At 73.7% G+C, this 23006-nt stretch carries 21 protein-coding genes; 6 read left to right on the top strand and 15 right to left on the bottom strand.

Annotation, left to right across the window (positions count from 1 at the left end):
- Nucleotides 1-3: 3 nt before the first annotated feature.
- The 5 genes from AB0O82_RS19005 to AB0O82_RS18985 form a co-directional block, all read right to left on the bottom strand.
- On the bottom strand, nucleotides 4-699 hold the full coding sequence (locus AB0O82_RS19005) for a demethylmenaquinone methyltransferase (protein WP_363585033.1): 696 nt from the start codon (nucleotides 697-699) through the stop codon (nucleotides 4-6).
- A 138-nt stretch (nucleotides 700-837) separates the two neighbouring features.
- A complete protein-coding gene (locus AB0O82_RS19000; RefSeq protein WP_363585031.1) occupies nucleotides 838-1425 on the bottom strand; it encodes a hypothetical protein in 588 nt (195 codons plus the stop codon).
- Between the two features lie 247 nt (nucleotides 1426-1672).
- Nucleotides 1673-2314, bottom strand: coding sequence for a hypothetical protein (locus AB0O82_RS18995; protein WP_363585029.1), 642 nt, complete (start codon nucleotides 2312-2314; stop codon nucleotides 1673-1675).
- Nucleotides 2315-2330: 16 nt separating this feature from the next.
- Complete coding sequence (gene mqnC, locus AB0O82_RS18990) at nucleotides 2331-3551, bottom strand: cyclic dehypoxanthinyl futalosine synthase (protein ID WP_363585027.1); 1221 nt, start codon at nucleotides 3549-3551, stop codon at nucleotides 2331-2333.
- Nucleotides 3552-3810: 259 nt separating this feature from the next.
- Nucleotides 3811-4713 (bottom strand): menaquinone biosynthesis protein, encoded by a 903-nt coding sequence (locus AB0O82_RS18985; protein ID WP_063348157.1) that lies wholly within the window; start codon nucleotides 4711-4713, stop codon nucleotides 3811-3813.
- Between the two features lie 368 nt (nucleotides 4714-5081).
- Between AB0O82_RS18985 and AB0O82_RS18980 the strand changes: the two genes are divergently transcribed.
- Nucleotides 5082-5285 carry a cold-shock protein gene (locus tag AB0O82_RS18980; RefSeq protein WP_052580872.1) on the top strand — a complete coding sequence of 68 codons (204 nt, stop codon included), beginning with the start codon at nucleotides 5082-5084 and terminating at the stop codon, nucleotides 5283-5285.
- Nucleotides 5286-5556: 271 nt separating this feature from the next.
- Here AB0O82_RS18980 and AB0O82_RS18975 read toward each other — a convergent pair whose 3' ends face one another.
- Nucleotides 5557-6903 (bottom strand): dicarboxylate/amino acid:cation symporter, encoded by a 1347-nt coding sequence (locus AB0O82_RS18975; RefSeq protein WP_363585025.1) that lies wholly within the window; start codon nucleotides 6901-6903, stop codon nucleotides 5557-5559.
- Between the two features lie 424 nt (nucleotides 6904-7327).
- Here AB0O82_RS18975 and AB0O82_RS18970 point away from each other — a divergent pair, with 424 nt between their 5' ends.
- On the top strand, nucleotides 7328-8536 hold the full coding sequence (locus AB0O82_RS18970; protein WP_363585023.1) for an MFS transporter: 1209 nt from the start codon (nucleotides 7328-7330) through the stop codon (nucleotides 8534-8536).
- Between the two features lie 73 nt (nucleotides 8537-8609).
- Here the strand turns inward: AB0O82_RS18970 and AB0O82_RS18965 are convergent, their stop codons facing one another.
- From AB0O82_RS18965 to AB0O82_RS18950, 4 genes are all read right to left on the bottom strand, one after another.
- Nucleotides 8610-9809, bottom strand: a complete 1200-nt coding sequence (locus AB0O82_RS18965; RefSeq protein WP_363585021.1) for a LacI family DNA-binding transcriptional regulator — start codon at nucleotides 9807-9809, stop codon at nucleotides 8610-8612.
- A gap of 29 nt (nucleotides 9810-9838) precedes the next feature.
- Nucleotides 9839-10183, bottom strand: coding sequence for a DUF4229 domain-containing protein (locus tag AB0O82_RS18960; protein ID WP_063348160.1), 345 nt, complete (start codon nucleotides 10181-10183; stop codon nucleotides 9839-9841).
- A gap of 121 nt (nucleotides 10184-10304) precedes the next feature.
- The gene (locus AB0O82_RS18955; protein ID WP_363585019.1) at nucleotides 10305-10832 is read right to left on the bottom strand and encodes a GNAT family N-acetyltransferase; all 528 of its coding nucleotides are present in this window, start codon (nucleotides 10830-10832) and stop codon (nucleotides 10305-10307) included.
- 71 nt (nucleotides 10833-10903) lie between these two features.
- Nucleotides 10904-12154, bottom strand: a complete 1251-nt coding sequence (locus AB0O82_RS18950) for an MFS transporter (RefSeq protein ID WP_363585074.1) — start codon at nucleotides 12152-12154, stop codon at nucleotides 10904-10906.
- A 282-nt stretch (nucleotides 12155-12436) separates the two neighbouring features.
- Between AB0O82_RS18950 and AB0O82_RS18945 the strand changes: the two genes are divergently transcribed.
- Nucleotides 12437-13408: a helix-turn-helix domain-containing protein gene (locus AB0O82_RS18945; protein ID WP_363585017.1), complete on the top strand. Its 972-nt coding sequence runs from the start codon at nucleotides 12437-12439 to the stop codon at nucleotides 13406-13408.
- A 438-nt stretch (nucleotides 13409-13846) separates the two neighbouring features.
- Here AB0O82_RS18945 and AB0O82_RS18940 read toward each other — a convergent pair whose 3' ends face one another.
- Entirely contained in the window at nucleotides 13847-14320 is a 474-nt protein-coding gene (locus AB0O82_RS18940) for an ATP-binding protein (RefSeq protein WP_350877591.1), read from the bottom strand.
- A gap of 617 nt (nucleotides 14321-14937) precedes the next feature.
- Between AB0O82_RS18940 and AB0O82_RS18935 the strand changes: the two genes are divergently transcribed.
- Both AB0O82_RS18935 and AB0O82_RS18930 read left to right on the top strand, forming a co-directional pair.
- A complete protein-coding gene (locus tag AB0O82_RS18935) occupies nucleotides 14938-15597 on the top strand; it encodes a sigma-70 family RNA polymerase sigma factor (protein ID WP_363585015.1) in 660 nt (219 codons plus the stop codon).
- Nucleotides 15594-16841, top strand: a complete 1248-nt coding sequence (locus tag AB0O82_RS18930; RefSeq protein ID WP_363585013.1) for a zf-HC2 domain-containing protein — start codon at nucleotides 15594-15596, stop codon at nucleotides 16839-16841. Before AB0O82_RS18935 ends, AB0O82_RS18930 begins: the two co-directional genes overlap by 4 nt.
- 67 nt (nucleotides 16842-16908) lie before the next feature.
- Here the strand turns inward: AB0O82_RS18930 and purU are convergent, their stop codons facing one another.
- Nucleotides 16909-17784, bottom strand: a complete 876-nt coding sequence (gene purU / locus AB0O82_RS18925; protein WP_063348167.1) for a formyltetrahydrofolate deformylase — start codon at nucleotides 17782-17784, stop codon at nucleotides 16909-16911.
- A 166-nt stretch (nucleotides 17785-17950) separates the two neighbouring features.
- Nucleotides 17951-18385, bottom strand: coding sequence for a hypothetical protein (locus tag AB0O82_RS18920; protein ID WP_107452888.1), 435 nt, complete (start codon nucleotides 18383-18385; stop codon nucleotides 17951-17953).
- A 255-nt stretch (nucleotides 18386-18640) separates the two neighbouring features.
- Between AB0O82_RS18920 and AB0O82_RS18915 the strand changes: the two genes are divergently transcribed.
- Nucleotides 18641-19939, top strand: a complete 1299-nt coding sequence (locus AB0O82_RS18915) for an ABC transporter substrate-binding protein (RefSeq protein WP_363585010.1) — start codon at nucleotides 18641-18643, stop codon at nucleotides 19937-19939.
- A gap of 106 nt (nucleotides 19940-20045) precedes the next feature.
- Here AB0O82_RS18915 and AB0O82_RS18910 read toward each other — a convergent pair whose 3' ends face one another.
- Nucleotides 20046-21275, bottom strand: coding sequence for a hypothetical protein (locus AB0O82_RS18910; RefSeq protein WP_363585008.1), 1230 nt, complete (start codon nucleotides 21273-21275; stop codon nucleotides 20046-20048).
- Nucleotides 21276-21484: 209 nt separating this feature from the next.
- The gene (locus AB0O82_RS18905; RefSeq protein ID WP_350877580.1) at nucleotides 21485-22861 is read right to left on the bottom strand and encodes a transcriptional regulator; all 1377 of its coding nucleotides are present in this window, start codon (nucleotides 22859-22861) and stop codon (nucleotides 21485-21487) included.
- Nucleotides 22862-23006: the final 145 nt, after the last annotated feature.

Below are 23006 nucleotides of genomic sequence, written 5' to 3'. Positions count from 1 at the left end.
CGGCTACCCGAGCTTGTACGCCCGGTGCAGCGCGACGATGCCGCCGGTGAGGTTGCGCCAGGCGACCTTGGACCAGCCGCTCTCCTGCAGCCGGGCCGCCAGCTCGGGCTGGTCGGGCCAGGAGCGGATGGACTCGGCGAGGTACACGTACGCGTCCGGGTTGCTGCTGACCGCGGTGGCGACCGGCGGCAGGGCGCGCATCAGGTACTCGGTGTAGACCGTCCGGAACGGCGTCCAGGTCGGGGTGGAGAACTCGCAGATCACCAGCTTGCCGCCGGGCTTGGTGACGCGCTGCATCTCGCGCAGCGCCGCGTCGGTGTCCTGGACGTTGCGCAGCGCGAAGGAGATCGTCACCGAGTCGAAGGTGCCGTCCGCGAACGGCAGCCGGGTGGCGTCGCCGGCGGTGAGCGGCAGCTCGGGGTGGCGGCGCTTGCCCTCGACGAGCATGCCGACGGAGAAGTCGCACGGGACGACCTGCGCGCCGGCCTCGGCGAAGGGCAGCGAGGAGGTGCCGGTGCCGGCTCCGAGGTCGAGCACGAGGTCCCCCGGTCCGGCGTCCACCGCCTCGGCCACCGCCCGGCGCCAGGCGCGGGCCTGGCCGAGGGACAGCACGTCGTTGGTGCGGTCGTACTTGGCCGCGACGTCGTCGAACATGGCGGCGACTTCGTGCGGCTGCTTGTCCAGAGAGGCTCGGGTCACGCCCCCATTGTTCACCCTGGCGCCGACACCCCGACCAACGGGGCACGCCGCGGGGCGTCCGCACCCGCCGCACGGGCCCCGCCGCACGCCCCCGCCGTCCAGCGCCCCCGCCCGGCCCCACCGGTGCCGCGCGCCCCGTCAGTGCTGCGCGCGCCGCCCGCTCGCGCGCCGCCGGCGCCGGGAGCGCTTGCCGTGGGTTATCGCGGGCATCCCGTCGGCCAGCGCCCCGGTCGCCAGTGCGACGGTGGTGGCCAGCCGGCCCTGCCCGGCGCGGACCGCGAGCGCCCGCCGGTGCCGCCGGATGCGCAGCACGCAGATCACGAACATCCCGACCGCGACCGGCACGCTGAACCGGGCCAGGCCGACGCCGACCGGCTGCGGGTAGGTGTCGCCGCAGATCCGCACCGCGCCCGGGTCGTCGGCGGCGTGCTCCAGGCAGATCGGGTCGCCGATCCTGGCGCCGTCGGCGAGCGGCAGCGCGGCCGCGGTGTGCGACTGGCCGGACGCCCGGTAGCTGACGGCACTGTAGGAGCCGCCGCCGGTGGGGAGCTGGGTGACGACGCCTTCGACTCTCACGGGGTGGGCGCCGATCCGGTCGGCCTGGTCGGCCTGACGCCAGCCGAGCAGGCACATGCCGACGGCCAGCACGGCGCTGAGCACGGCGGCGAGGTACCAACCACGGCCCAACCGCGGGGATCGCGGCGGGGGGACGGTCGCGGATCGCATGGTTCCTGTCCTGGCTTGCCTTCGGGGCCTGGGACACGGCCCCGCCACCCGCGGGCACGGGCGGTAGGTGGTGAGGGTACGGAGTGAGCTGTCCGGGATCGTATCCGCTGGCGGGCCCTCAGGTCACGGCGAAGGGGGAATCACCCCACAGGGTGGACAGTGGAGTTCGGCGGCACACGAAGGAAGTGCCGTACGCCGCAAGGAAGTCCGACTACCGGCGAGTACGTCGTCCGGTTCCCGGCCCCGTTCAGCGCCGCCGGTACACCAACCGCCCGCCCAGCACGGCGGCCAGGCAACCGCCCGGCGATGGCTGGGCGAAGCCCTCCCCAACGGCCGGGAACACCGCGAAGTCGGCCCGGCCGCCCGCCGCCACCCGGCCGTGCACGGCCGCCGCGAGCGGCAGCACCGACAGCGGGTCCAGCGGGCCGTCCGCCGGGGCCGTCGCGTCCGGGGCGCCCGGCAGCGCGACCAGCCCGGAGCGCGCCACGGCCGTGCGCACCGCGGCCCGCTCGAACGGCCCGGCCACCGCCGTCACCCCGAACCCGAGCATCCGTTGCAGCCCGCGCCGGGCGCTCGCGCCGCAGCGCCCCTCGTCCACGGAGCCCGTCAGCCCGTCCGCGACCGGCTCGACGCCGATCTCCTCGCGCGGGTCCGGGTGGTAGGCGTGTTCCAGCAGCCGGTGCCCGTACGGGTTGCGCAGCCCCGGCGTGAGCACCGCGGCGCCCCAGTCCCGCAGTCGCGCCCCCGGGTGCGCGGCGGCCAGTTCCCGGTACGGTCCGACGGCCTCGACGCGGTCACCGCGCACCAGCACCGCCCCGTCCGGGAGGGACGGGGCGGTGGGGTCGGCCGGGTCGGGCAGCACCAGGGCCGCCCGGTGCAGGGTCAGCACGGCGGTGCCCCGGGCCTCAGTTGTCCAGGATCTTCAGCTCGGGGTGCGCGGTGCCGCCCTCGATCGCCGTGGAGGCGATGTGCGAGGCGACCCGCGGGTCCACCGGGTCGTTGGCCGGGTCGTCCAGCACCCGCAGGTGCTCGTACGTGGTCGCGCGCTGCGCCGGGACGCGGTCGGCGGCCCGGATGAGGTGGATCAGCTCGGTGAGGTTGGAGCGGTGCTTGGCACCGGCCGCCGAGACGACGTTCTCCTCCAGCATGACCGAGCCGAGGTCGTCCGCACCGTAGTGCAGCGACAGCTGGCCGGCCTCCTTGCCGGTGGTGAGCCAGGAGCCCTGGATGTGGGCGACGTTGTCGAGGAACAGGCGGGCGATCGCGATCATCCGCAGGTACTCGAAGACGGTGGCCTGCGTCGAGCCCTTCAGGTGGTTGTTCTGCGGCTGGTAGGTGTAGGGGATGAAGGCCCGGAAGCCGCCGGTGCGGTCCTGCACGTCGCGGATCATCCGCAGGTGTTCGATCCGCTCGGCGTTGGTCTCGCCGGTGCCCATCAGCATGGTGGAGGTGGACTCCACGCCGAGGCCGTGCGCGGCCTCCATGATCTCCAGCCAGCGCTCGCCGGACTCCTTGAGCGGGGCGATCGCCTTGCGCGGCCGCGCGGGCAGCAGCTCGGCGCCGGCGCCGGCGAAGGAGTCCAGACCGGCCCGGTGGATCCGGGTGATGGCCTCCTCGATCGAGACGCCCGAGATCCGGGCCATGTGGTCGACCTCGGAGGCGCCCAGGGAGTGGATCACCAGCTGCGGGAAGTCGGCCTTGATGGCCGAGAACGCGCGCTCGTAGTACTCCACGCCGTAGTCCGGGTGGTGGCCGCCCTGGAACATGATCTGGGTGCCGCCCAGTTCGACGGTCTCGGCGCAGCGGCGCAGGATCTCGTCGAGCTCGCGGGACCAGCCCTTGTCGCTCTTCGGCGGCACGTAGAACGCGCAGAACTTGCACGCCGTCACGCAGACGTTGGTGTAGTTGATGTTGCGCTCGATGATGTACGTCGCGATGTGCTCGGTACCGGCGTAGCGGCGGCGGCGCACCGCGTCGGCGGCGGAGCCGAGCGCGTGCAGCGGCGCCGAGCGGTACAGCTCCAGCGCCTCCTCCGGGGTGATCCGGCCACCGCCGGCGGCCCGGTCGAGCACGGCCTGCAAATCGGTGCTGGGCGCATCGAGGGTGGTCGCTGCGAGCTCGGTCACCTGGCCGCCTTCTCTCTCTCGGATACTGCAGTTCTCGGCGCTGCCGCCCCCCGGACGGCGGGCGTCCGGGTACGGCCGAACCAGCCTACGCCAGGCCTTTCGAGCGTCCGCGTCAGCCCGCTGCCCGTCGACCACCGCGCTCAACCGACCACCGTGCCCAACCGACCACCGCGCTCAACCGACCACCGTGCCCAACCGACCACCGTGCCCAACCGACCACCGTGCCCAACCGACCACCGTGCCCAACCGACCACCGTGCTCAACCGACCGGCAGCGCCGCCGGCTCCAGCAGCCGCACCGCGACGTCCGACGCGAAGCCGCTGTCGTGCGCGACCCGGCGGGCGAACTCGGCGACGCCGGCCAGCTGCCGCTCGCCGAGCGAGAAGTCGAGGGCCTCGCTGAAGTACCGCTCCAGCACGTCCGCGCCGAAGGCCTCCCAGCGGGCGGCCTGTTCGGCGACCTTGGCGGCCTCGACCAGTGAGAGGTCGCGGGACTCCAGGAAGGCCCGGTGCACGGCAGCGGTCAGTTCCGGACGGCGCTCGGCGAACTCGCGGCGCACGGCCCAGACGGCGAAGACGAACGGCAGGCCGGTCCACTCCTTCCACATCTCGCCGAGGTCGTGGACGGTCAGTCCGAGGTCGGCGGCCTGGCCGAGGTAGGCGCGCAGCGCCGGGTCGCCGATCAGGACGGCGGCGTCGGCCTCGGCGAGCATCGAGCTGAGGTCGGGCGGGCAGCTGAAGTAGTCGGGGCGGACGCCCTCGCGTTCCTCCAGCAGCAGCCGGGCGAGCCGGACGGAGGTGCGGCTGGTGGAGCCGAGGGCGACGCGGCGGCCGTCCAGGTCGGCGAGCGGCACCTTGCTGACGATGAGGCAGGACATCACCGGGCCGTCGCTGCCGACCGCGATGTCGGGCAGGACCAGGAGGTCGTCGGCGTTGCGCAGGTACTCCACGCAGGTGATCGGACCGATGTCCAGCGAGCCGTCGACGAGCTGATCGCTCAGCTTCTCCGGGGTGTCCTTGGTGAGGTCGAGGTCCAGCAGGTTGCCGGTCCTGGCGAGGCCCCAGTAGAGGGGGACGCAGTTCAGGAACTGGATGTGGCCGACGCGAGGCCTGACCGGGGTGTGTTCCTGGGGCTCCCGCGATTGTCCGTCCGGTGCTGCCACTGCGCCGCTCCCTTGTACTGTTCGTGCGCTTTCCCGCAGCGTATGCCTGCTGTTCACAGAGGCTTGCACCGGGCACCCGACACGCGCTCGCGAGGCCTGCTGGACGCCCCTGCGGGGCCCTACGACACGCGCCGTGGGGGCCGCAGTTCACCCCTGGTCGTCACAGCGACCGCATGCTAGCGTTGCCCTCAGTTGCAGTTTGATTCCCCTTGCAGTACTTGAAGCCTGCGGAGCATGTAACCGCGGGCTTTTTGTAGTTTTTCAGCAATATCGAAAAACTTCGGACTCGTCCGGAGGCAGGGCGATCAGCGCAGCGGACCGGGTGCCACACGGTGTGGCCCCGACACGTCCCTCGCAAGGAGAACGGCATGGCCACGGGAACCGTCAAGTGGTTCAACGCTGAGAAGGGCTTCGGCTTCATCGCCCAGGAGGGCGGCGGCCCCGACGTCTTCGTCCACTACTCCGCCATCAACGCGAGCGGCTTCCGCTCGCTGGAGGAGAACCAGGCGGTGAACTTTGACGTCACCCAGGGCCCGAAGGGCCCGCAGGCGGAGAACGTCACCCCCATCTGACCATCTTCTGATGTTCTGATCGCTCGGGACCCCAGCGGGTCCGTCGGCGGCTCCCGACAGCCGTCACCATGAGCATAAGAGCAACACCCAAGGGGGCCCGCCCGACCGGCGGGCCCCCTGCCTTTTCCGCCTGGCCTTTCCCCGGCCCCTCCTCCCGGCCACCGCCCCGGGAAGCAGCGCACGCACCCGCGCCCCCGCGGCACGCACAAGGGCCCGCCTCCGCACCGGGGAACGGTGCGGAGGCGGGCCCTTGTCGCCGAGCCGGCCGGGATCAGGCAGCCACCGGGGCCGCCTTGTCCGTCTGCGCCGGGACGACGGCCGACGGCGCGTCCTCGTACAGGTCGCCGGAGGGGCGGTTGTAGGCGGCGACGTCGAGGATCTTCTCCCGCGAGGCCACCAGGACCGGCACCAGCACCTGGCCCGCGACGTTGGTCGCGGTGCGCATCATGTCGAGGATCGGGTCGATGGCGAGCAGCAGGCCGACGCCCTCCAGGGGCAGGCCCAGGGTGGAGAGGGTGAGCGTCAGCATGATGATCGCACCGGTGAGGCCCGCGGTGGCGGCCGAGCCGACGACCGAGACGAAGGCGATCAGCAGGTAGTCCCGGATGCCGAGGTCGATGTTGTAGACCTGGGCGACGAAGATCGCGGCGATCGCCGGGTAGATCGAGGCGCAGCCGTCCATCTTGGTGGTGGCGCCGAACGGCACGGAGAAGGACGCGTACTCGCTGGGGACGCCGAGGCGCTCGGTGACGCGGCGGGTGACCGGCAGGGTGCCGACCGAGGAGCGCGAGACGAAGGCCAGCTGGATGGCGGGCCAGGCGCCCTTGAAGAAGTTGACCGGGTTCAGGCCGGCGGCGAACTTCAGCAGCAGCGAGTAGACGACAAAGAGCACCAGCGCGCAGCCGACGTAGATGTCGAGGGTCAGCGTGGCGAAGGGCTTGAGCAGGTCCCAGCCGTACTTGGCGACGGACTTGCCGATCAGGCCGAGGGTGCCGAGCGGGGAGAGCCGGATGACCCACCACAGGGCGGTCTGGGTCAGCTCCAGGACGGACTCGCTGAGCTTGAGGACCGGCTCGGCCTTGCTGCCGAGCTTGATGATCGCCGCGCCGACCACGACCGCCATGAAGACGATCTGCAGCACGTTCACCTTGGCGAAGGCGTCGACGATGTTGGTCGGGAAGATCCCGGTCAGGAAGTCGATCCAGGTGCCCTTGGAGTCGAGCGCCTTGAGGCCGTCGGTCTTGAGGTTGGTGCCCTGGCCGGGGTTGGTCAGCAGGCCCAGGCCCAGGCCGACGGCCACCGCGATCAGCGAGGTGATCATGAACCAGAGCAGCGTGCGGGTGGCCAGGCGGGCCGCGTTGGTGACGTTGCGCAGGTTGGCGACGCTCACCACGATCGCGGTGAACACCAGCGGCGGGACGGCCAGCTTGAGCAGCTGGACGAAGATCTTGCCGATGGTCTCCAGGGTGGTGGCCAGCCAGGAGATGTCGGCGGCGCGGGCCAGGTAGCCCAGGCCGACGCCGAGCAGCAGGCCGCCGACGATCTGGACCCAGAACGGGGTCTTGCGGATTCTCGCGAGCACGGACGGCGACGAGGTCGCCTCGGGCGCTGTGGACATGACGGTGCGGCTCCGGGGGAGGGCGTTGCTGACGGTGGGGTGTGGCGGAGGAGGCGGCACGGCGCGCGGGCCGGGCGGGGAGGTCCCGGCCCCCGGTCAGGGGCGTGCCGCCGGGATACAGCTCATGGCGCGACAACGGCGCGGGCTGTCCACAGCACCGGTCAGAGCGCACGGGCGGGCGGCACCGGGCAGCGAGCCCCGGCCGTGCTTCCGCGATGCGTCTGAGGTGGTCATGGGCGACACATTAGCAGTAAAGGTTTGAGATGTTCAAAGTAGTTGTTTGAGGTTGGGGTGAGATCCGGACACGAACGAAGCTGACGCACCATCAGATCATCCCCACCGGCCCGATTGACCGCTGAGCGGTTATACGTATAACTTTGACGGCGTCCCCGCCCCCGCCTGCCCAGACCGGAGAAGACGCCCGATGGGCTACCTCGCCCTGCTCCGCGCCCCCCATGTCAGCCGCCTGCTCCTCGGCACCCTGCTCGGCCGCCTGCCCGCCGGCATGACCGCCCTGGTGATCGCCCTCGCCCTGCGCGAGGCCGGCGCGCCGTACGGGCGGATCGGACTGGCCACCGCCGCCTACGCGATCTCCGCCGCCGTCGGCGGGCCGGTGCTCGGACGGATCGTGGACCGCACCGGGCAGCCCCGCGTCCTGCTCGCCTCCGCCGTGCTCGCTGGCGGCGGGTACGCGCTGCTCGCCCTCGCCCCCGGCTCCGAGATCGCCGCTCCGCTCGGCGCCGCGATCGCCGGGCTCGCCATGCCCCCGCTCGAACCCTGCCTGCGCTCGCTCTGGCCGGACGTGGTGGAGGAGGAGCAACTCGACACCGCCTACGCCTTCGACTCCGCCTCCCAGCAGATCCTCTACGTGGCCGGCCCGCTGGCCGTCGCCGGGATCGCCGGCCTGTTCAGCCCGGTCGCCGCGCTCTGGATGGCCGCCGGACTGGGGCTGGCCGGCGCGCTGATCGTGGCCACCACCGCCCCGGCCCGGGCCTGGCGCGCCCCGGCCCGCGCGCACTCCGCCGGACTGCTCGGCCCGCTGCGCTCCCCCGGCCTGGTGCTGCTGCTGGTCGGACTGGCCGGGGCCGGCTGGGCGGTCGGCGCGCAGAACGTGCTGTTCATCGCCTACGCCGAGCACCACGCCGACGCCCTGCCCGGCGGCGCGGGCACCCTGCTGGCGCTGGCGGCGCTCGGCGGCCTGCTCGGCGCGCTCGCCTACGGCGCGGTGAAGTGGCGCAGCAGCACGGCCACCCGCACCTGGGTCATGGCGCTCGCGATGGCCGCGTCCTACCTGCCGCTGGTGCTGCTGCCCGGGCCGTACCCGATGGCCGCGCTGGCCTTCCTCTCCGGGATCGGGCTGGCGCCGCTGCTGGCGGCGGCGTTCGTGCTGGTCGCCGAGCTGGCGCCGACCGGGACGGTGACCGAGGCGTTCGCCTGGCTGGTGACGCTGTTCGCGACGGGCAACTCGCTCGGCTACGCGGTGTCCGGCAACCTGGCCGAGGACTCGCTGCGGCCGGTGGCGCTGTGCGCGGCGGGCGGGATCGCGCTCGGCGCCCTGCTGCTGTTCGGCGCCCGCCGCTGGTTCCACCCGGTGCCGCCGGCGCCGTCGGTGCGGCCGGTGCCGGTGGGCTGAGGCCCCCCACAGACGACCGCGCCCACCGGGGTCTGGCCGGCGGGCGCGGTCTTTCGTTCTCCCCTGCTCCTGCCTACGGCTTCGCGCCCCGCCCCGGCGCGCCGACCGCCGGCGCGGTGGAGGAGCGCAGCACCAGCGAGGTGGCCAGCGGCGGGACGGGCGCCGCCCGCTCGCCGCGCAGCAGGCCCGCCAGCGCCGCCGCGCCGACCCGGCCCAGCTCCTCGCCGGGCAGGTCGACGGTGGTCAGCGGCGGGGCCAGCAGCGCGGCCACCGCGACGTTGTCCATGCCGACCACCGACAGGTCGGCCGGCACCCTCAGCCCCAGCTCGGCGGCGGCCTGGTACACCCCGGAGGCGACCACGTCGTCGTCGCAGATCACCGCGCGCGGACGGTCCGGGCGCTCCAGCAGGCGGTGCGCCACGCTCCGCGCGGCCGGCTGGCCCTCGTTCAGGCTCACGCCCAACTCCACGACCTCCAGGTCGAGTTCGGCGGCGACCTGCTCGAACGCGGCCTGCCGCACCCGGAACGTGTACGCGGAGTGGGTGGAGCGCAGCCGCCCGATCCGGCGGTGGCCGAGCCCGGCCAGGTGCTCGACGGCGGCGCGCATCCCGCCCGCCACGTCGAGTTCGACGGTCGGCCGGGCCCGGTCGGTGCCCGGGTCGGCGTCGAGGAAGACGACGGGGGTGTCGGCGGGCAGCTCGCCGAGCTGGCTGTCGTCCGGGGAGCAGATCAGCAGGCCGTCGAAGCGGCTGGTGGTGGCGGCCTCCGCGAGGGTGGCGCTCCCCCAGCCGGAGCTGACCACGACCGCCAGGCCGTGCCGGCCGGCCTCCTCGTGGACGCCCTCCAGCACCCGGCCGAAGAACGGGCCGAGGATGTTCGGCACCGCCAGGAGGATCATCCCGCTACGGCCGAGCCGCAGCTGCCGGCCGGCCGCCTGCGGGCGGTAGCCGAGGCTGCGGGCGGCCTCCCTGACCCGCTCCCGGGTGGCGTCGGAGACCCGGCGGCCGGCCTCGGCACCGGAGAAGACCAGCGAGACGGTGGCCTGGGAGACCCCGGCGAGCCTGGCCACGTCCCGGCCGGTGGGCCGGCGCACCGGGGCCGGCCAGGTCCCGGCCTCCCCCTCGACGGACGGCCCGAGCGACGCGGACGGCCCGAGCGACGCGGACGGCCCGGACGGCGGGTCGGCCGGTCCGGGCTCGGAAGCCGCAGAAGCGGAAGCGGGGTCGGGGTCGGGGTCGGAAGCGGAGGCGTCCGAGGCGGCGGATTCGGGCACGGCGGCTGCGGCTACGGGTCCGGCCGGGGTCAGCTCTGCCGGACGGCGGCCGTCCGGGCCGCCTCGTCGACGGCGTCCTCCTCGGCGTTCTGCGCGGCGATCCGCTCGGCGGTACGGCTGCGCAGGCCGGAGACCTTGGTGGTGATCTGGGCGGACATGTCGTCGCGCTGACGGCTCAGCAGCACGTAGCTGAGCGGCGCGGACGCGATCGCGGCCAGCAGGAACAGGAAGATCACTCCGGCCTGGCCGCTGACCGGGATGATCTTGAAGTGCCCGAGCAGCAGGGCGACCAGCAGGCAGCCGAGGAAGATGCTGACCCGCAGGGAGGTGTAGCGGAGCGTGGCGTGCGACTTCTCCTGGCCGGTGCTGCTCACGGGACACATCCTTTTCACTGGTCTGGGCGGGGGCCGGTCTCCCAGTGAAGCATGCCTGACGGGCGGCGCGGGGAAGGGGGCGCCCGTCCCCCCGCCCGCCGCCTCCCGGCCGTCCTGCGGATCAGCGCAGGTCGAGCCACATGGTGATCTCGTCGCGGTCGTCCCCTAGGGCGACCCGGACCGCGGCCGGCACCCGGCCGACCTCCCGGTAGCCGCAGCGGGTGTAGAAACGCTCCAGGCCCTGGCCGCCGCGCGCGGTCAGCCGCAGGCTCTCCAGGCCCCACTCCCGGGCTATCCGCTCGGCCTCGGCGAGCAGCCGGACGCCGTAGCCGCGGCCCTGGCAGTCGGGGTGCACCATGACCCGCTTGAGCATCCGCCAGTGCTCCATCAGGCCGAACCGCATCGACTCGAAGAAGAGGACACCGACGAGCTGGCCGGTGTCACTCTCGTGGGCGACCAGCAGCCGGTCCGGGCCGTCCGGCGCGACCCCGGCGAACTGGTGGTCGGCGGTGTCCCAGACCTCGTCCTCCGTCACCGGCGCCACGAAGCCGACCGCGCCGCCGGCGTTGGTGACGTCGGCCCACAGCCGGACGACGGCGGTGCGCAGGTCCGGGTCGAGCTTCGGGTCCAGGGTGAAGATGAGCGCCATGGCTGCGGAGCCTAGCTCTCCGGTCCGACAGGCCCCCGACCCGCCTTGGGAGCCCGCCTTGGGAGCCCGCCCTACGGGAGGGCCGGGACGACGGGGCGGTCCGGCCGGCTGGTGCGCAGCGCCAGGCAGAGCCCGACGGCGACCACGCACAGGGCGCCGGCGCCGTACCAGGTGAGGTCGTAGTTCCCGAGCGCGTCGCGGGCCAGGCCCGCCAGCCCGGCGACGACGGCCGCACCGATCTGGTGGCTGGCCAGCACCCAGCCGAAGACGATCGGGGCGTCCCCGCCGAAGTGCCGGCGGCACAGCGCGACGGTCGGCGGCACGGTGGCCACCCAGTCCAGGCCGTAGAAGATGACGAAGGCCAGGATCGGCGGTTCCAGCGAGCCTGCGAGCAGCTGCGGCAGCAGGAGCAGCGAGATCCCGCGCAGCCCGTAGTAGGTGACCAGCAGGATCCGGGAGTCGACCCGGTCGGTGAGCCAGCCGCTGAAGATGGTGCCGATCACGTCGAAGACGCCGATCAGGGCGAGCAGGCCGGCCGCGGTGGTCACCGGCATGCCGTGGTCGTGGGCGGCCGGGATGAAGTGGGTGCCGACCAGGCCGGCGGTGGTGGCGCCGCAGATCGCGAAGGAGCCGGACAGCAGCCAGAACGCCCGGCTCCGGGCGGCGTCCCGCAGCACCCGCAGCGAGCGGGTCAGGGCGCGGCCGTCGGCGGCGGGCGCCGGGGGCTCCTCGGTCGCTCCGTACGGGAGCAGGCCGAGGTCGGCGGGCCGCTCGCGCATCAGCAGCAGGACGGGGACGGCGACCGCGCTGGCCGCGAGCGAGACCACGATCACCGCCGAGCGCCAGCCGTGGTGCTCGACCAGCCAGGCGCCGACCGGCAGGAAGACCAGGTTTCCCGCTGCCCCGGCGGCCGTCAGCACGCCGGTGACCAGGCCCTGGCGCGCCTGGAACCAGCGGCCGGTGATGGTGGTGGCGAAGGCGCCGGCCATCGAGCCGCTGCCCAGGCCCACCAGCACGCCCCAGCAGAGCACCAGTTGCCAGGGCTCGCGCATCAGCATGGTGAGCCCGGAACCGACCGAGATGGTCAGCAGCGCGCAGACCACCACCAGGCGCACGCCGAAACGGTCCATCAGGGCGGCGGCGAAGGGGGCGGTGAGGCCGTAGAGGGTCAGGTTGACGGAGGTGGCGCTGGATATCGTCCCGAGCGACCAGCCGAACTCGTTGTGCAGGGCGTCCATCATCAGGCTGGGCGTGGACCGGAAGCCGGCCGAGCCGAGCAGGACCAGCAGCGAGACACCGGCCACCACCCAGGCGTAGTGCACCCGGAAGCGGGCCGGGCGGGCCGGGCGGACAGGTCCTTCGGGGGCGGGCGCGGGGGCGGGGGCGGGGGCGAAGGCGTTGCGTTCGGTCACGCGGACGAGTGTCCCGAAGCGGCGCGGCCGCGACGAGTGGCCTGAATGACAGCTTTCGCAAGAATCGGGCCACGGTCCCGGCGTACCCTGGCCCGAACCGGCCGGACTGGCCCGAACCGGCCGACCGAACCGACTCAACCCGCCGCCCCGACCCGACCGGCCCGGGCGGCCGCACCACCGAAGGGGAACGGCATGGCCCACCTGGTCGCGGTACTCGCCCTCGACGGCGTGATCGCCTTCGAACTCGGCATCCCCGCCCGCATCTTCGGCGGCGCCGAGGACCCGGCCGGACGGCCGCTCTACGAGATCGCCACCTGCACGCTGGACGGCCGGCCGGTCGCCACCAGCGCGGACTTCCGGATCAGCGTCGACCACGGGCCGGAACTGCTGGAGCGGGCCGACACGGTGGTGATCCCGGCCTCCGCCGACGCGAGCGCGGCCACCGTCGACACCGCCTTCACCCCCGAACTGGCCGCCGCACTGCGCCGGATCCGGCCCGGCACCCGGCTGATGTCGATCTGCACCGGCTCCTTCCTGCTGGCCGCCGCCGGACTGCTGGACGGCCGCCCGGCCACCACCCACTGGCGCTACACCCGGCGCTTCGCCGAGCTGTACCCGAAGGTGCGGCTGGACCCGGACGTGCTCTACACCGACGACGGCGACCTCCTCACCTCCGGCGGGGTGGCCGCCGGGGTGGACCTGTGCCTGCACGTGGTCCGCCGCGACCACGGCAGCGCGGTGGCCAACGCGGTGGCCCGCAGCTGCCTGGTGCCGCCGTGGCGCGAGGGCGGCCAGAAGCAGTACGTCGAGGCCCCGAGCCCGGTGGACTCCACCGGCCACGGCACCGCCGCCGTCCGCGCGTGGGCACTGGAACACCTGGACCAGCCGCTGGCGCTGCGCCGACTCGCCGACCGGGCGGGCATGAGCGTGCGGACCTTCACCCGGCGCTTCCGCGAGGAGACCGGCGCCAGCCCCGGGAAGTGGCTCACCGTGCAGCGCACCGAGCGGGCCCGGCAGCTGCTGGAGCGCACCGACCTGACGATCGACCAAGTCGCCCGGGAGTCCGGTTTCGGCACCGCCGCCTCGCTCCGGCTGCAACTGCGCGACCGGCTGGACGTCGCCCCGAGCGCCTACCGGCGTACCTTCCGCACCGTCCCCGGGTGACCCCGGGCGGCTTCAGGTGCCCTGGGCGGCTCTCGGCCGAGTGGCCGGAAAGCGCCGCCGGATGACGGCGGGTCGGATGGCAGCCGGCCGCGTGCACCCCGAGCACGGCGCGGCCGGCCGCCATCCAATCGCGACGCACGGGCCCTGAACCCGCGCCGCGCCCTCCGCACTCGCCAAGGAGCGCCCGCGACCGGCGATCCACGGCCCCCCTGCTGGCGTGGTCCCCCTGGACAACAGCACCGCGGCGGCGTTCGGGCGTCCCCTCGGCGTCCCCTCACTGACGGAGAGCCGCACCCAAGCGTGATCAGTCGGATACGTCACGTCAATGGGTAGTCCGAAATTCGGAATGGTTGCGTCAACTTTCGGCCGGTGATCTCCGCCGGCGATCACCGGCGGGATCGGCAGCGAACCGAGCGGGCCCCGGGGCTGCCGCTGCCGCTACTGCGCCAGCGCCGCCCAGTCCACGCCCGCCAGCGGGTCCGCCGGCCGGGCATCCGCACCGATCTCGCACCACACCCGCTTGCCCGAGCCGTCCGGGAACCAGCCCCAGCGCTCGCAGAGCAGCTCGACCAGCTCCAGACCGCGCCCGTTGGTGGCGTTCTCGTCCGCCCCGGCGTGCCGCGGGGCGGGGGCCGTCCGGCTCGCGTCGGCGACCTCCACCCGCAGCGGGCCGGCCGGCTCGCCGCCCGCCTGGTCCTCCTCCACCGGCAGACAGAGCCGCAGCACCGCCGGACACCCGGTGTGCACCACGGCGTTGGTCACCAGCTCGGAGACCACCAGCACCACCGTCTCGGCGACCGGCGCGTCCGGGTCCACCCCGTGGTTCAGCAACCGCGAGCGCACCCACCGACGGGCCCGGCCGACCTCGGCGGGGTCCGCCCGCACCGCCAGCTGTACCTGAAGAACCTGCACCGCTCCACCACCCGCACTCGCAGTTCGGCCATCGTCCCGATCGGGCCGGATCGTCCAGCCGGCGAACCCTCGCACATCGCCCGGTGCCACCCGGGCCCTCGGCCGGGCTCCCGCCCGGCGCTCACCCGACCTGTCCCGTCCGGGCCAACTCGTCCGTCGCGCACTGGCCGCGACTCGATTACGCCTCAGGATGAGTGGGCGGACGGACCTCGGCAAGCGCTTCGGGCATATTCCAGCGATCGGGGGACAGCGCAGTGCATACTGTCCCGTTCACTCTCGCGAGCCTCGTACCGGCACTCGTCCGGCCCGGGCCGACCCGCCGGTCCCGCAGTGGCGAACCTACCTCCGGACGCCCCGCGCACCCGGCCCGCCACTCGCGAACCACCCGTGCGACATATGTCCAACGGCCTTCGAACAGTGGCCTCCAAGGACCGCCCCGCGCACGGGCCGCCGATCCGAGCGACAACCGGGCGACGGCCGGGCGACAACCCGGCTGGCGACCCGGGCGACGATCCGCAGGCCCGGGTTCCGTTCTTCGGGGAATGCTCCCGCCGCCGACCGGCCGCAAGATACCGTTGGGTACGCCAGCGAAACCCGGGCAGGAGGGTTGGTTCCCGATGGCCACCCCCGACCGCGCGCCGCGCTGGGACGTGCAGCTCCAACACCGCCTCGCCCGCGGCGAGGAGACCGCGCTCGGCGAGATCTACGACCAGCTCGCGCCGATGGTGCACGGACTGGCCGGGCGGATACTCGCCGACCAGGCCGCCGCCGCCCAGCTCACCCGGGAGATATTCGCCCAGGTCTGGGAGCACCCCGAGGACTTCGACCCCGCCCAGGGCTCGCTGCGCTCCTGGCTCGGCGCGCTCACCCACCGCCGCGCGGTCGACCGGCTGCGGGCGCGGCGGGCCGCCGAGCGGGTACCGGGCGGCCCGGGCAGCGGGCTTGACGGACCGGGAGGCAGCGAGCGCGCGGCCGAGGCGGAGATCCGCGCCGTGGCCACCGCCGCGCGCATGCAGTACGTGGTGGACTCCCTGCCCCAACCCCTGCGTGAGACCATCGCGGTGACGTACTACGACGGCCGCACCTACCAGGAGACGGCCCGGCTGCTCGGCATCAGCGAGCAGGCCGCCAAGCAGCGGATGCGGCTCGGCCTGGAACTGCTGGCCACCGAACTGGCCGAGGAGCGCGCCCGCCACGACGAACGGCACGGCCGCGAGGACGACCAGGAAGACACGGACGACGCGGGCGACGGGGACGACGGGGACAGGGGCGCATGAGCGAGCGGAGCGAGCCCACCACCGAGGAGCAGCACGACGCCCTGCGCTCGCTGCTCGGCGCCTGGGCCCTCGGCGCCTGCCCGAGCCATGACGCCGCCGAGCTGGAGCGGCACCTGCGCACCTGCCCGGAGTGCGCCGAGGAGGCCGCCCGGCTGCGCGAGGCGGCGGGCTGGCTCGCCCTGGACGAGCCGCTCGACCAGCCCAACTCGCTGCGCCAGCAGGTGCTCGACTGGTGCCTGGCCCGCCGCCCGGCCGAACTGCCCGTCCCCGCCTGGGGCATGCCGTACACCGCGGAGACGGCCAAGCTCGACGCGCTGCTGCGCGACCTCGGCCCGGAGGAGTGGCAGGAGGTGGCCGACCTGCCGTGGCACGGCGGCACCGGGCGGCTGCGCCCTGCCGAGGTGCTGTGCCACCTCGCCGCCGTGGACGGCTATCTGGCGCTCGCCCTCGGCCTGCCCGACCCGGTGCCGGCCGGCCCGGGCGCCGCACCGGCCCCGGCCGCCCGGCGGGTGCCGCCGCAGGAGCCGGCCGCGCGGCCGCCGGCGCTCCGGATCCCGCCCCTGCTCCCGCCCCGGGTCCCGCCGCAGGGCGGGCCGTACGCCGGGATCGCCGAACGCACCGCCCGGCTGGTCGCCGACCAGGCCGGCCTCCCGCCGCAGTCGGTGCGGGAGCGGTGGCGGCGGCAGACTCACGACCTGGTGCGCACCGCCGCGCTCGCCCCGCAGGGCAACACCCCCGTCGACTACGGCTTCGCCGTGCTGCCGCTGCGCGACGCCTTCGTGGACCGCGCCTTCGAGTGCTACGTGCACGGCGAGGACGTGGCCCGCGCGGTCGCCTACCCGTACGACCCGCCGGCGCCCCAGCACCTGCGGCAGATGGTGGACCTGGCGGTCCGGATGGTCCCGCGGGCACTGGCCGACCTGCGTGCCGCCCGCGCCACCCGTCCCGAGCCCGCCGGGGCGCCGACCCTCCCGCCCGTGGCGGACCAGGGTCAGGGCCGGGGCCGGCGGCTGCGGCTGGTGATCGACGGCCCGGCGGCCGGCGAGTGGCTGATACCGCTGGACGGACCGGAGTCGGGGCCGTCCGGCGGCGAACCGGTGGCCTCGATGGTGCTGGACGGCCTGGAGCTCTGCCACTTGGCCGCCGCGCACCGCGATCCGGACCGGCTGCCGGTCGGCGAGCACGGCGACCGGGCCGCGATCCGCGAGGTGCTGCACGCCCTGCCGCTGCTGTCGCGGCCGTAAGCGGCCACAGCCGCCGCAACGGCGGCAACGGCGGCAACCACACCGACTGCCGACCGCCCCGGCCTCGCTACGCGAAGACCACCGTGCGGGTGCCGTTCAGCAGCACCCGGTGCTCGCTGTGCCACTTCACCGCACGGGCCAGCGCCTGGCACTCGACGTCCCGGCCGAGCGCGACCAGCTGGTCCGGGGTGACGTCGTGGGTCACCCGGGCCACCTCCTGCTCGATGATCGGGCCCTCGTCGAGGTCGGCGGTGACGTAGTGCGCGGTGGCGCCGATCAGCTTCACGCCCCGGGCGTGCGCCTGGTGGTAGGGCTTGGCGCCCTTGAAGCTCGGCAGGAAGGAGTGGTGGATGTTGATCACCCGGCCGGACAGCGCGGTGCACAGCTGGTCCGAGAGCACCTGCATGTAGCGGGCCAGCACGACCAGCTCGACGTCCTCCTTGGCGACCAGGTCCAGCAGCTGCTGCTCGGCGTCGGCCTTGGTGTCCCGGGTGACCGGGATGTGGTGGAACGGGACGCCGTAGCTCTCGGTCAGGTCGCGCAGGTCGGTGTGGTTGGACACCACCGCGGCGATCTCCACCGGCAGGGCACCGATCCGGGTGCGGTAGAGCAGGTCGTTCAGGCAGTGCCCGAACTTGCTGACCATGAGGACGATCCGCATCCGCTGCTCGGTCGGGTGGATCTGCCAGTCCATCCCGAACGAGGCCCCGATCGCCGCGAAGCTGGCCCGCAGCTTGTCGGCGGTGACCGGCTCGGCGGCGGAGAAGTGCACCCGCATGAAGAACAGCCCGCTGTCCCCGTCGCCGAACTGCTGGCTGTCGATGATGTTGCAGCCGGTCATGAAGAGGTAGCTGGAGACGGCGTGGACGATGCCCTGCTTGTCGGGGCAGGACAGCGTGAGGACGTACTGGGCGCTGGCCGGCTGCTGGTCCACTGGGGGTATCCCGTCCTGAGGTCGTGGCGTTCGTGGGTGGTCCAGCGTGTCACATCCTGGACAGCCGCCGCCCCGCTGCCCGTACTGCGGGACGGCACTGCTCAGCGGCCCGACCGGACACCCGGCCGGCGGCCCCGCCGTCGGCCCGGGCTCAGACCCGGGCTCAGACCCGGGCTCAGACTCGGGTGAGGATGCGCAGCACGTCCAGCGACTTGGGCGCCGCGTCCGGGTCGTCCCCGTCGTTCACCGCCAGCGCGACGTGCGCCTCGCGCGCGGCCCGGACCGCCTCCGGCCAGCCGGGGTGGCCGAAGTAGGCGGAGGCGTGGGCGTCCGCGCCGACCTCGTGCAGCAGCTGGACCACCCGCAGCACCGCGACGTCGACCAGGGCGGCCTCGGCGGAGTCGCGGAAGATCGTGCCCACGTACTTCTCGGCCGACCAGTGGTCCAGCCAGGTGTCCTCGACCAGCCGGTAGACGGCGTCGGTCACGTCGCCGTACCCCTCCCGGCCGTTCAGCCAGGTCTCCTGCTGGAAACCGGGGTCGGACAACATGTGCAGCGCCGAGCGCAGTCGGGCTCGCCAGCGCCACCAGGGCAGGTCGTTGAGCGGCATGCCGTTCATCGTGCTGGAGCGGTGGCCCGGACGAGAAGTGTTTCGGGCAGACCGATGCGAAGAATCTGTGCTGGCGGACATGGAGAACGATCGTACGTTCCCTGTCCGTTCGTACTCCACTCCCGATCTACACGCGTACCCCGCCTGATTTCAGCTCCCGTTACCCGGCCGTTCGTACTTCGGCCCTCTCGGCGTGTGGCGCCGGGGCTTGGCTTGCTCCGGTGCGCCGGATGGCGCCCCAGAGAGGGAAGACCGATGACCAGCCGAAGGGACCCGTTCCAGCCCCGGCACCAGTTCGCGCGGCGCCGCCGCCGCCCGATCGCCGCGGCCGCCACCGCCGCGGCCCTGTTCCCCACCCTCTTCTCGGCCTCCGCGTGCGGCGGACCGGCCGATGCCTCCACCAACGGCGGCGACCTCACCGTGATGACCTGGTCCCCGTCCGGCACCGGCTCCGCCGACCGGCCCGGCATGACCGCGCTCGCCGAGGCGATCGGCCGGGACGTCAACCTCAAGGGCGGACTGAACGGCCGCCGGCTTCAGGTGCTCACCTGCAACGAGCACAACACCTCCGAAGGCGCCAAGGCCTGCGCCCAGCGGGCGGTGGACGCCAAGGCGGTCGCCGTGATCGGCTCCTACAGCCAGTACGGCTTCGACTTCATGCCCGTCCTGGAGCGCGCCGGCATCCCCCTGATCGGCGGCTACGGGCTCTCCCAGCCCGAGTTCAGCAGCCCGCTCTCGTACCCGGTGGACGGCGGCATGCCTGCACTGATCGGCGGCAGCGGCCGTCAGCTGGTCGAAGCCGGCTGCAAGGCCGTCGCACTCGTCCGCCCGGACACCCCGTCCGGCGACAACCTGCTCGGCTACCTGGCCAACGCGCTCAAGCCGGCCGGCATCAAGCTGCTCGACGTCAAGGCGCCCGAGCAGTCCACCGACTACACGGCGGTGGCCCGCAAGGCGATCGGCAGGGACGAAGCGGCGAACTGCGTCACCAGCGCCCTCGCCGCCGAGCCGACCGGCAACCTGCTGGACTCCTACCGTCGGCTGAACCCGAGGAACACCCGGTTCGCCTCGGTGATCGGCAGCGTGCAGCAGTCGGTGGTCGACTCCACCGGCGGCGACTCCGGCCCACTGGCCGGCACCTACGTCACCAGCTGGTACCCGCCGGAGTCGGCGAAGGTCTGGGACGGGCTGCGCGCGGTGGTGCGCGCCGACACCACCGGCAGCCACACCATCGACGTCTCCGATCCCGGCGTGCAGACCACCTGGGTCGCGTACGAGGTGTTCCGGCTGGTCGCCGAGAAGGTCGCGGCGTCCGGCCGGCAGGTCACCGAGAAGACCGTCACCGGGCTGCTGGACAGCGGCGAGGGCATCGACGTCGGCCTCACCCCGCCACTGAACTGGGGCACCCCCAACATGCTGCCCAGCACCGAGTCCCCGCGGCTGGTGAACACCTGGGTCACCTACCAGGTGGTCAAGGGCGGCCGGATGACCCTCCAGCAGCCGGGCTTCGTGGACATCCGCTGGGTGCTCACCGGGGGCCGCCCGCCGGCGTGACGCCCGGGCGGCGCAGGACGGCCGGTGAAGGACAGCCGACGCAGCACGGACGACAGGGGGACGGACGACGAAGGGGCGGGCCGGCGGGCCCGTTCCCCCGTCCGTCCTACAGGTCGCCGTCGCTGCGGCTGGGCAGGCCGGTCTGGGTGGCGATCGCGTTCCACAGGGTCGAGGCCTGCTTCTTCGCGGTGGTCGCCGTGCCGCTGGCCTGGACGGCGTTCTTGTAGTGCTGGTTGTCCAGCTTCTTGGGGTCACAGGCGCCGGGCGCCTGTGAGTCCCCGGCCCAGGCCGCGTACTCGTCGTCGGCCTGCGCGGAGGCGGTCCACGCCGCATTGAGCTGCTCGACCAGCTGCTGGCCGCCGGGCAGCTTGTCGGCCTTCAGCTGGCCGAGCTTGGTCTGGAGTTCGCGCCGCTTGCCGGCCGCGCCGGTGAGCGCCTGCTGCGACTCGGGCAGCTTGTCGCACTTCTGCACCGCGGCGACCGCGCCGACCACCGCCGAGCGGCTGTCGCTCGCGGTGCCGAGCAGGTCCGACAGCGGCTGCGCCTGGGCCTTGACCGCCGGGTCGACGGTGGTGCCCGAGCTGCTCGCGCTCGCCGTGCCGGGGGTGGCGCTGCCGGTGGCGGCCACCGGGAGGGTCTTCTTGGCGTCGGCGGCGGGGGTGGTGTCGTCCCCGTTCACCAGGACGGCGACCAGGATGCCGGCCACCGCGAAACCGGCCACCACCCCACCGATGATCAGCTTGTTGGACGGGCGGCCGCCCCGGGCGGCCGGAGCCTGCGCGCCCGCCTGGGTGGTGTCGAAGCCCTGCCCGTGGTCCTGGGCGTAGCCCTGCCCGTGCCCGTGGTCCTGCCCGTAGCCCTGGCCGTAGTTCTGCCCGTAGTCCTGACCGGGGTAGGCCGGCGCCGGCGGCGGCTGCCCGGCCTGCGAGTAGCCCTGGTAGCCGCCCGGGCCGGGCTGCTGCGGGTAGCCGGCCTGGGACTGGCCCGTGGGGTACCCGCCCGCGTACGGGTCCGCGCCCGGGTACGGCGGGAGGTGCTGCGTCTCCGGCGCCGGCTCGTGCTGCGGGACGCCGTAACCGGGCTGCGGAGCGCCGGCCCACGGGGCGGGCTGGGCCGGCATGGCCTGGGTCGGCCGCGCGTGCCCGCCCTCGCCGAGGTACTCCGGCTGCCCGGACGGCTGCCCCACCGGCGGCACGCCCGTCTGCCCCTGCGGGTGGCCCTGGGGGTGACCCTGCGGCTGGCCCGGCGCGCCGCCCTGGGTCTGGCCGGGCTCGGGGCGGAACAGGTCGTCCAGGTTGAAGTCACCCGAGTTGGGGTACGAGCGGCGCTGGCTCAACGCGATTCCTCACCTGTGCACGACCGCGCGCTGACGGCGGACCACATCTCGTCGGTTCTTGGGGGCATCACAGTTCCTTGGACGTCGCGCCCACGCTACCGGTTCGCCGAACCGGGTGACCACGCGGGCGGGACATCCCTCACGCTCCCCTCACCCCGCCCCGCCGGGGCCCGGGGCCTTGGACCCGCCCTGGCGCCCCGGGCGCGACACTAGGCGGCCTCCGCATCCGCCCGGGCGTGGAACTCGCGGACCACCCGCTGCTCCCGGTAGGGCTCCAGCCTGCGCCGGAACTCGTCCAGGTACTCCACGCCCCGGTTGGACCGCAGCCCGCTCAGCAGCCGGACCGCCTGCGCGCCCGTCTCACAGGCGCGTTCGAGGTCCCGCTGCTGCAACTGGGCGGTGGCGAGCAGGACGAGGTCCACCGCGCGGCGGCGGACCCGGGTCGGCGGGTGCAGGTCGAGCGCCCGGCGGGCGTAGTGCTCGGCCTGGCCGGCCTGCTCCAAGTCCCGGTGGCAGTGAGCCAGTTCGTCCGACAGGTAGGCGTCGTCGAAGTGGACGATCCAGTCCGGGTCGTCCTCCGGGCGGCGCTTCTCCATCATCTCCAGCGCCTTGGCCGACACCGCCTCGCAGGAGCGGGCGTCCCCCAGCAGGGCGTGGCCGCGGGCCTCGGCGGCGTAGAACATCGCCATCGCCGTCGGGGTGGCGACCGTCCGGGCGCCCTCCTGCGCGGCGCGGGCGAGCTGGGCGATCTCCCGCGGGTTGCCGAGCGTCGCCGCCAGGTGGCTCATCGACGCCGCCAGCACGTAGCCGCCGTAGCCGCGGTCGTCGGCCGCCTGGGCGAGCCGGAGCGCCTGGATGTAGTAGCGCTGGGCCAGGCCGGGCTGGCCGGTGTCCACCGCCATGTATCCGGCCAGTTCGGTCAACCGGGCCACCGCGGCGAAGAGTTGGCGCCCGGTCTCGTCCCGGTACGCCCCGCCGAGCAGGCTGGAGACCACCGAGTTGAGGTAGTGCACGACCACCGGGCGCACGTGACCGCTGCCGAAGCGGTGGTCCAGGTCGACCAGCATCGTGGTGGTGGCCTTGATCGCGGCCACGTCGGTCGGGCCGACCCGGGGGCCGCCGGTGCGGGCCACCACCGGGTCGGGCGGGGTGATCAGCCAGTCCCGGCTGGGCTCCACCAGCGCGGAGGCCGCGACCGTGGCCCCGGTCAGGAAGTCCCGCCGTCCGACGTCGCTGCGCCAGAGCTCGCAGACCTGCTCCAGGGCGGCGTTCAGGGTCGGCGCGAACTGGAGCCCGATACCGGAGCTGAGGTTCTTGCCGTCGGCCATGCCGATCTCCTCGACCGACACGCTGCGGCCGAGCTTGCGGCCGAGGGCCTCGGCGATCACCGCCGGCGCCTGCCCGCGCGGTTGCTGCCCGCGCAGCCAGCGGGCGACGGAGGTCTTGTCGTACCGCAGGTCCAGACCGTGCTCGGCGCCGCAGAGGTTGACCCTCCGGGCCAGGCCGGCGTTGGAGCAGCTGGCCTCCTGGATCAGTTGCTGCAGACGCTCGTTGGGCTGTCGTGCGACGAGTGGTCTTGCGGCCATTGGGTTTCGCCTCCCCACACCCTCCGGTCCCGGCCGGCGGGCGACGATTCTGCTGATCTGTTGCCGACTGTCCGACCGTCCAAGGAATCTGACACCAGGTTAGCGATCAGCAACGCCAGCGGGATACCCACGGTGACGATCCGCA

The sequence above is a fragment of the Kitasatospora sp. NPDC088264 genome, assembly GCF_040685715.1.
GTDB lineage: Bacteria > Actinomycetota > Actinomycetes > Streptomycetales > Streptomycetaceae > Kitasatospora.
This window is presented reverse-complemented; position numbering and strand designations above follow the sequence as displayed.

Bases quoted from the DNA above. Each gene is read 5' to 3' on its own strand.
- AB0O82_RS19000 (WP_363585031.1), bottom strand. From the start codon at position 1,425: ATGCGATCCGCGACCGTCCCCCCGCCGCGATCCCCGCGGTTGGGCCGT.
- AB0O82_RS18980 (WP_052580872.1), top strand. From the start codon at position 5,082: ATGGCCACGGGAACCGTCAAGTGGTTCAACGCTGAGAAGGGCTTCGGC.
- AB0O82_RS18975 (WP_363585025.1), bottom strand. From the start codon at position 6,903: ATGTCCACAGCGCCCGAGGCGACCTCGTCGCCGTCCGTGCTCGCGAGA.
- AB0O82_RS18970 (WP_363585023.1), top strand. From the start codon at position 7,328: ATGGGCTACCTCGCCCTGCTCCGCGCCCCCCATGTCAGCCGCCTGCTC.
- AB0O82_RS18955 (WP_363585019.1), bottom strand. From the start codon at position 10,832: ATGGCGCTCATCTTCACCCTGGACCCGAAGCTCGACCCGGACCTGCGC.
- AB0O82_RS18945 (WP_363585017.1), top strand. From the start codon at position 12,437: ATGGCCCACCTGGTCGCGGTACTCGCCCTCGACGGCGTGATCGCCTTC.
- AB0O82_RS18935 (WP_363585015.1), top strand. From the start codon at position 14,938: ATGGCCACCCCCGACCGCGCGCCGCGCTGGGACGTGCAGCTCCAACAC.
- AB0O82_RS18930 (WP_363585013.1), top strand. From the start codon at position 15,594: ATGAGCGAGCGGAGCGAGCCCACCACCGAGGAGCAGCACGACGCCCTG.
- AB0O82_RS18920 (WP_107452888.1), bottom strand. From the start codon at position 18,385: ATGCCGCTCAACGACCTGCCCTGGTGGCGCTGGCGAGCCCGACTGCGC.
- AB0O82_RS18915 (WP_363585010.1), top strand. From the start codon at position 18,641: ATGACCAGCCGAAGGGACCCGTTCCAGCCCCGGCACCAGTTCGCGCGG.
- AB0O82_RS18905 (WP_350877580.1), bottom strand. From the start codon at position 22,861: ATGGCCGCAAGACCACTCGTCGCACGACAGCCCAACGAGCGTCTGCAG.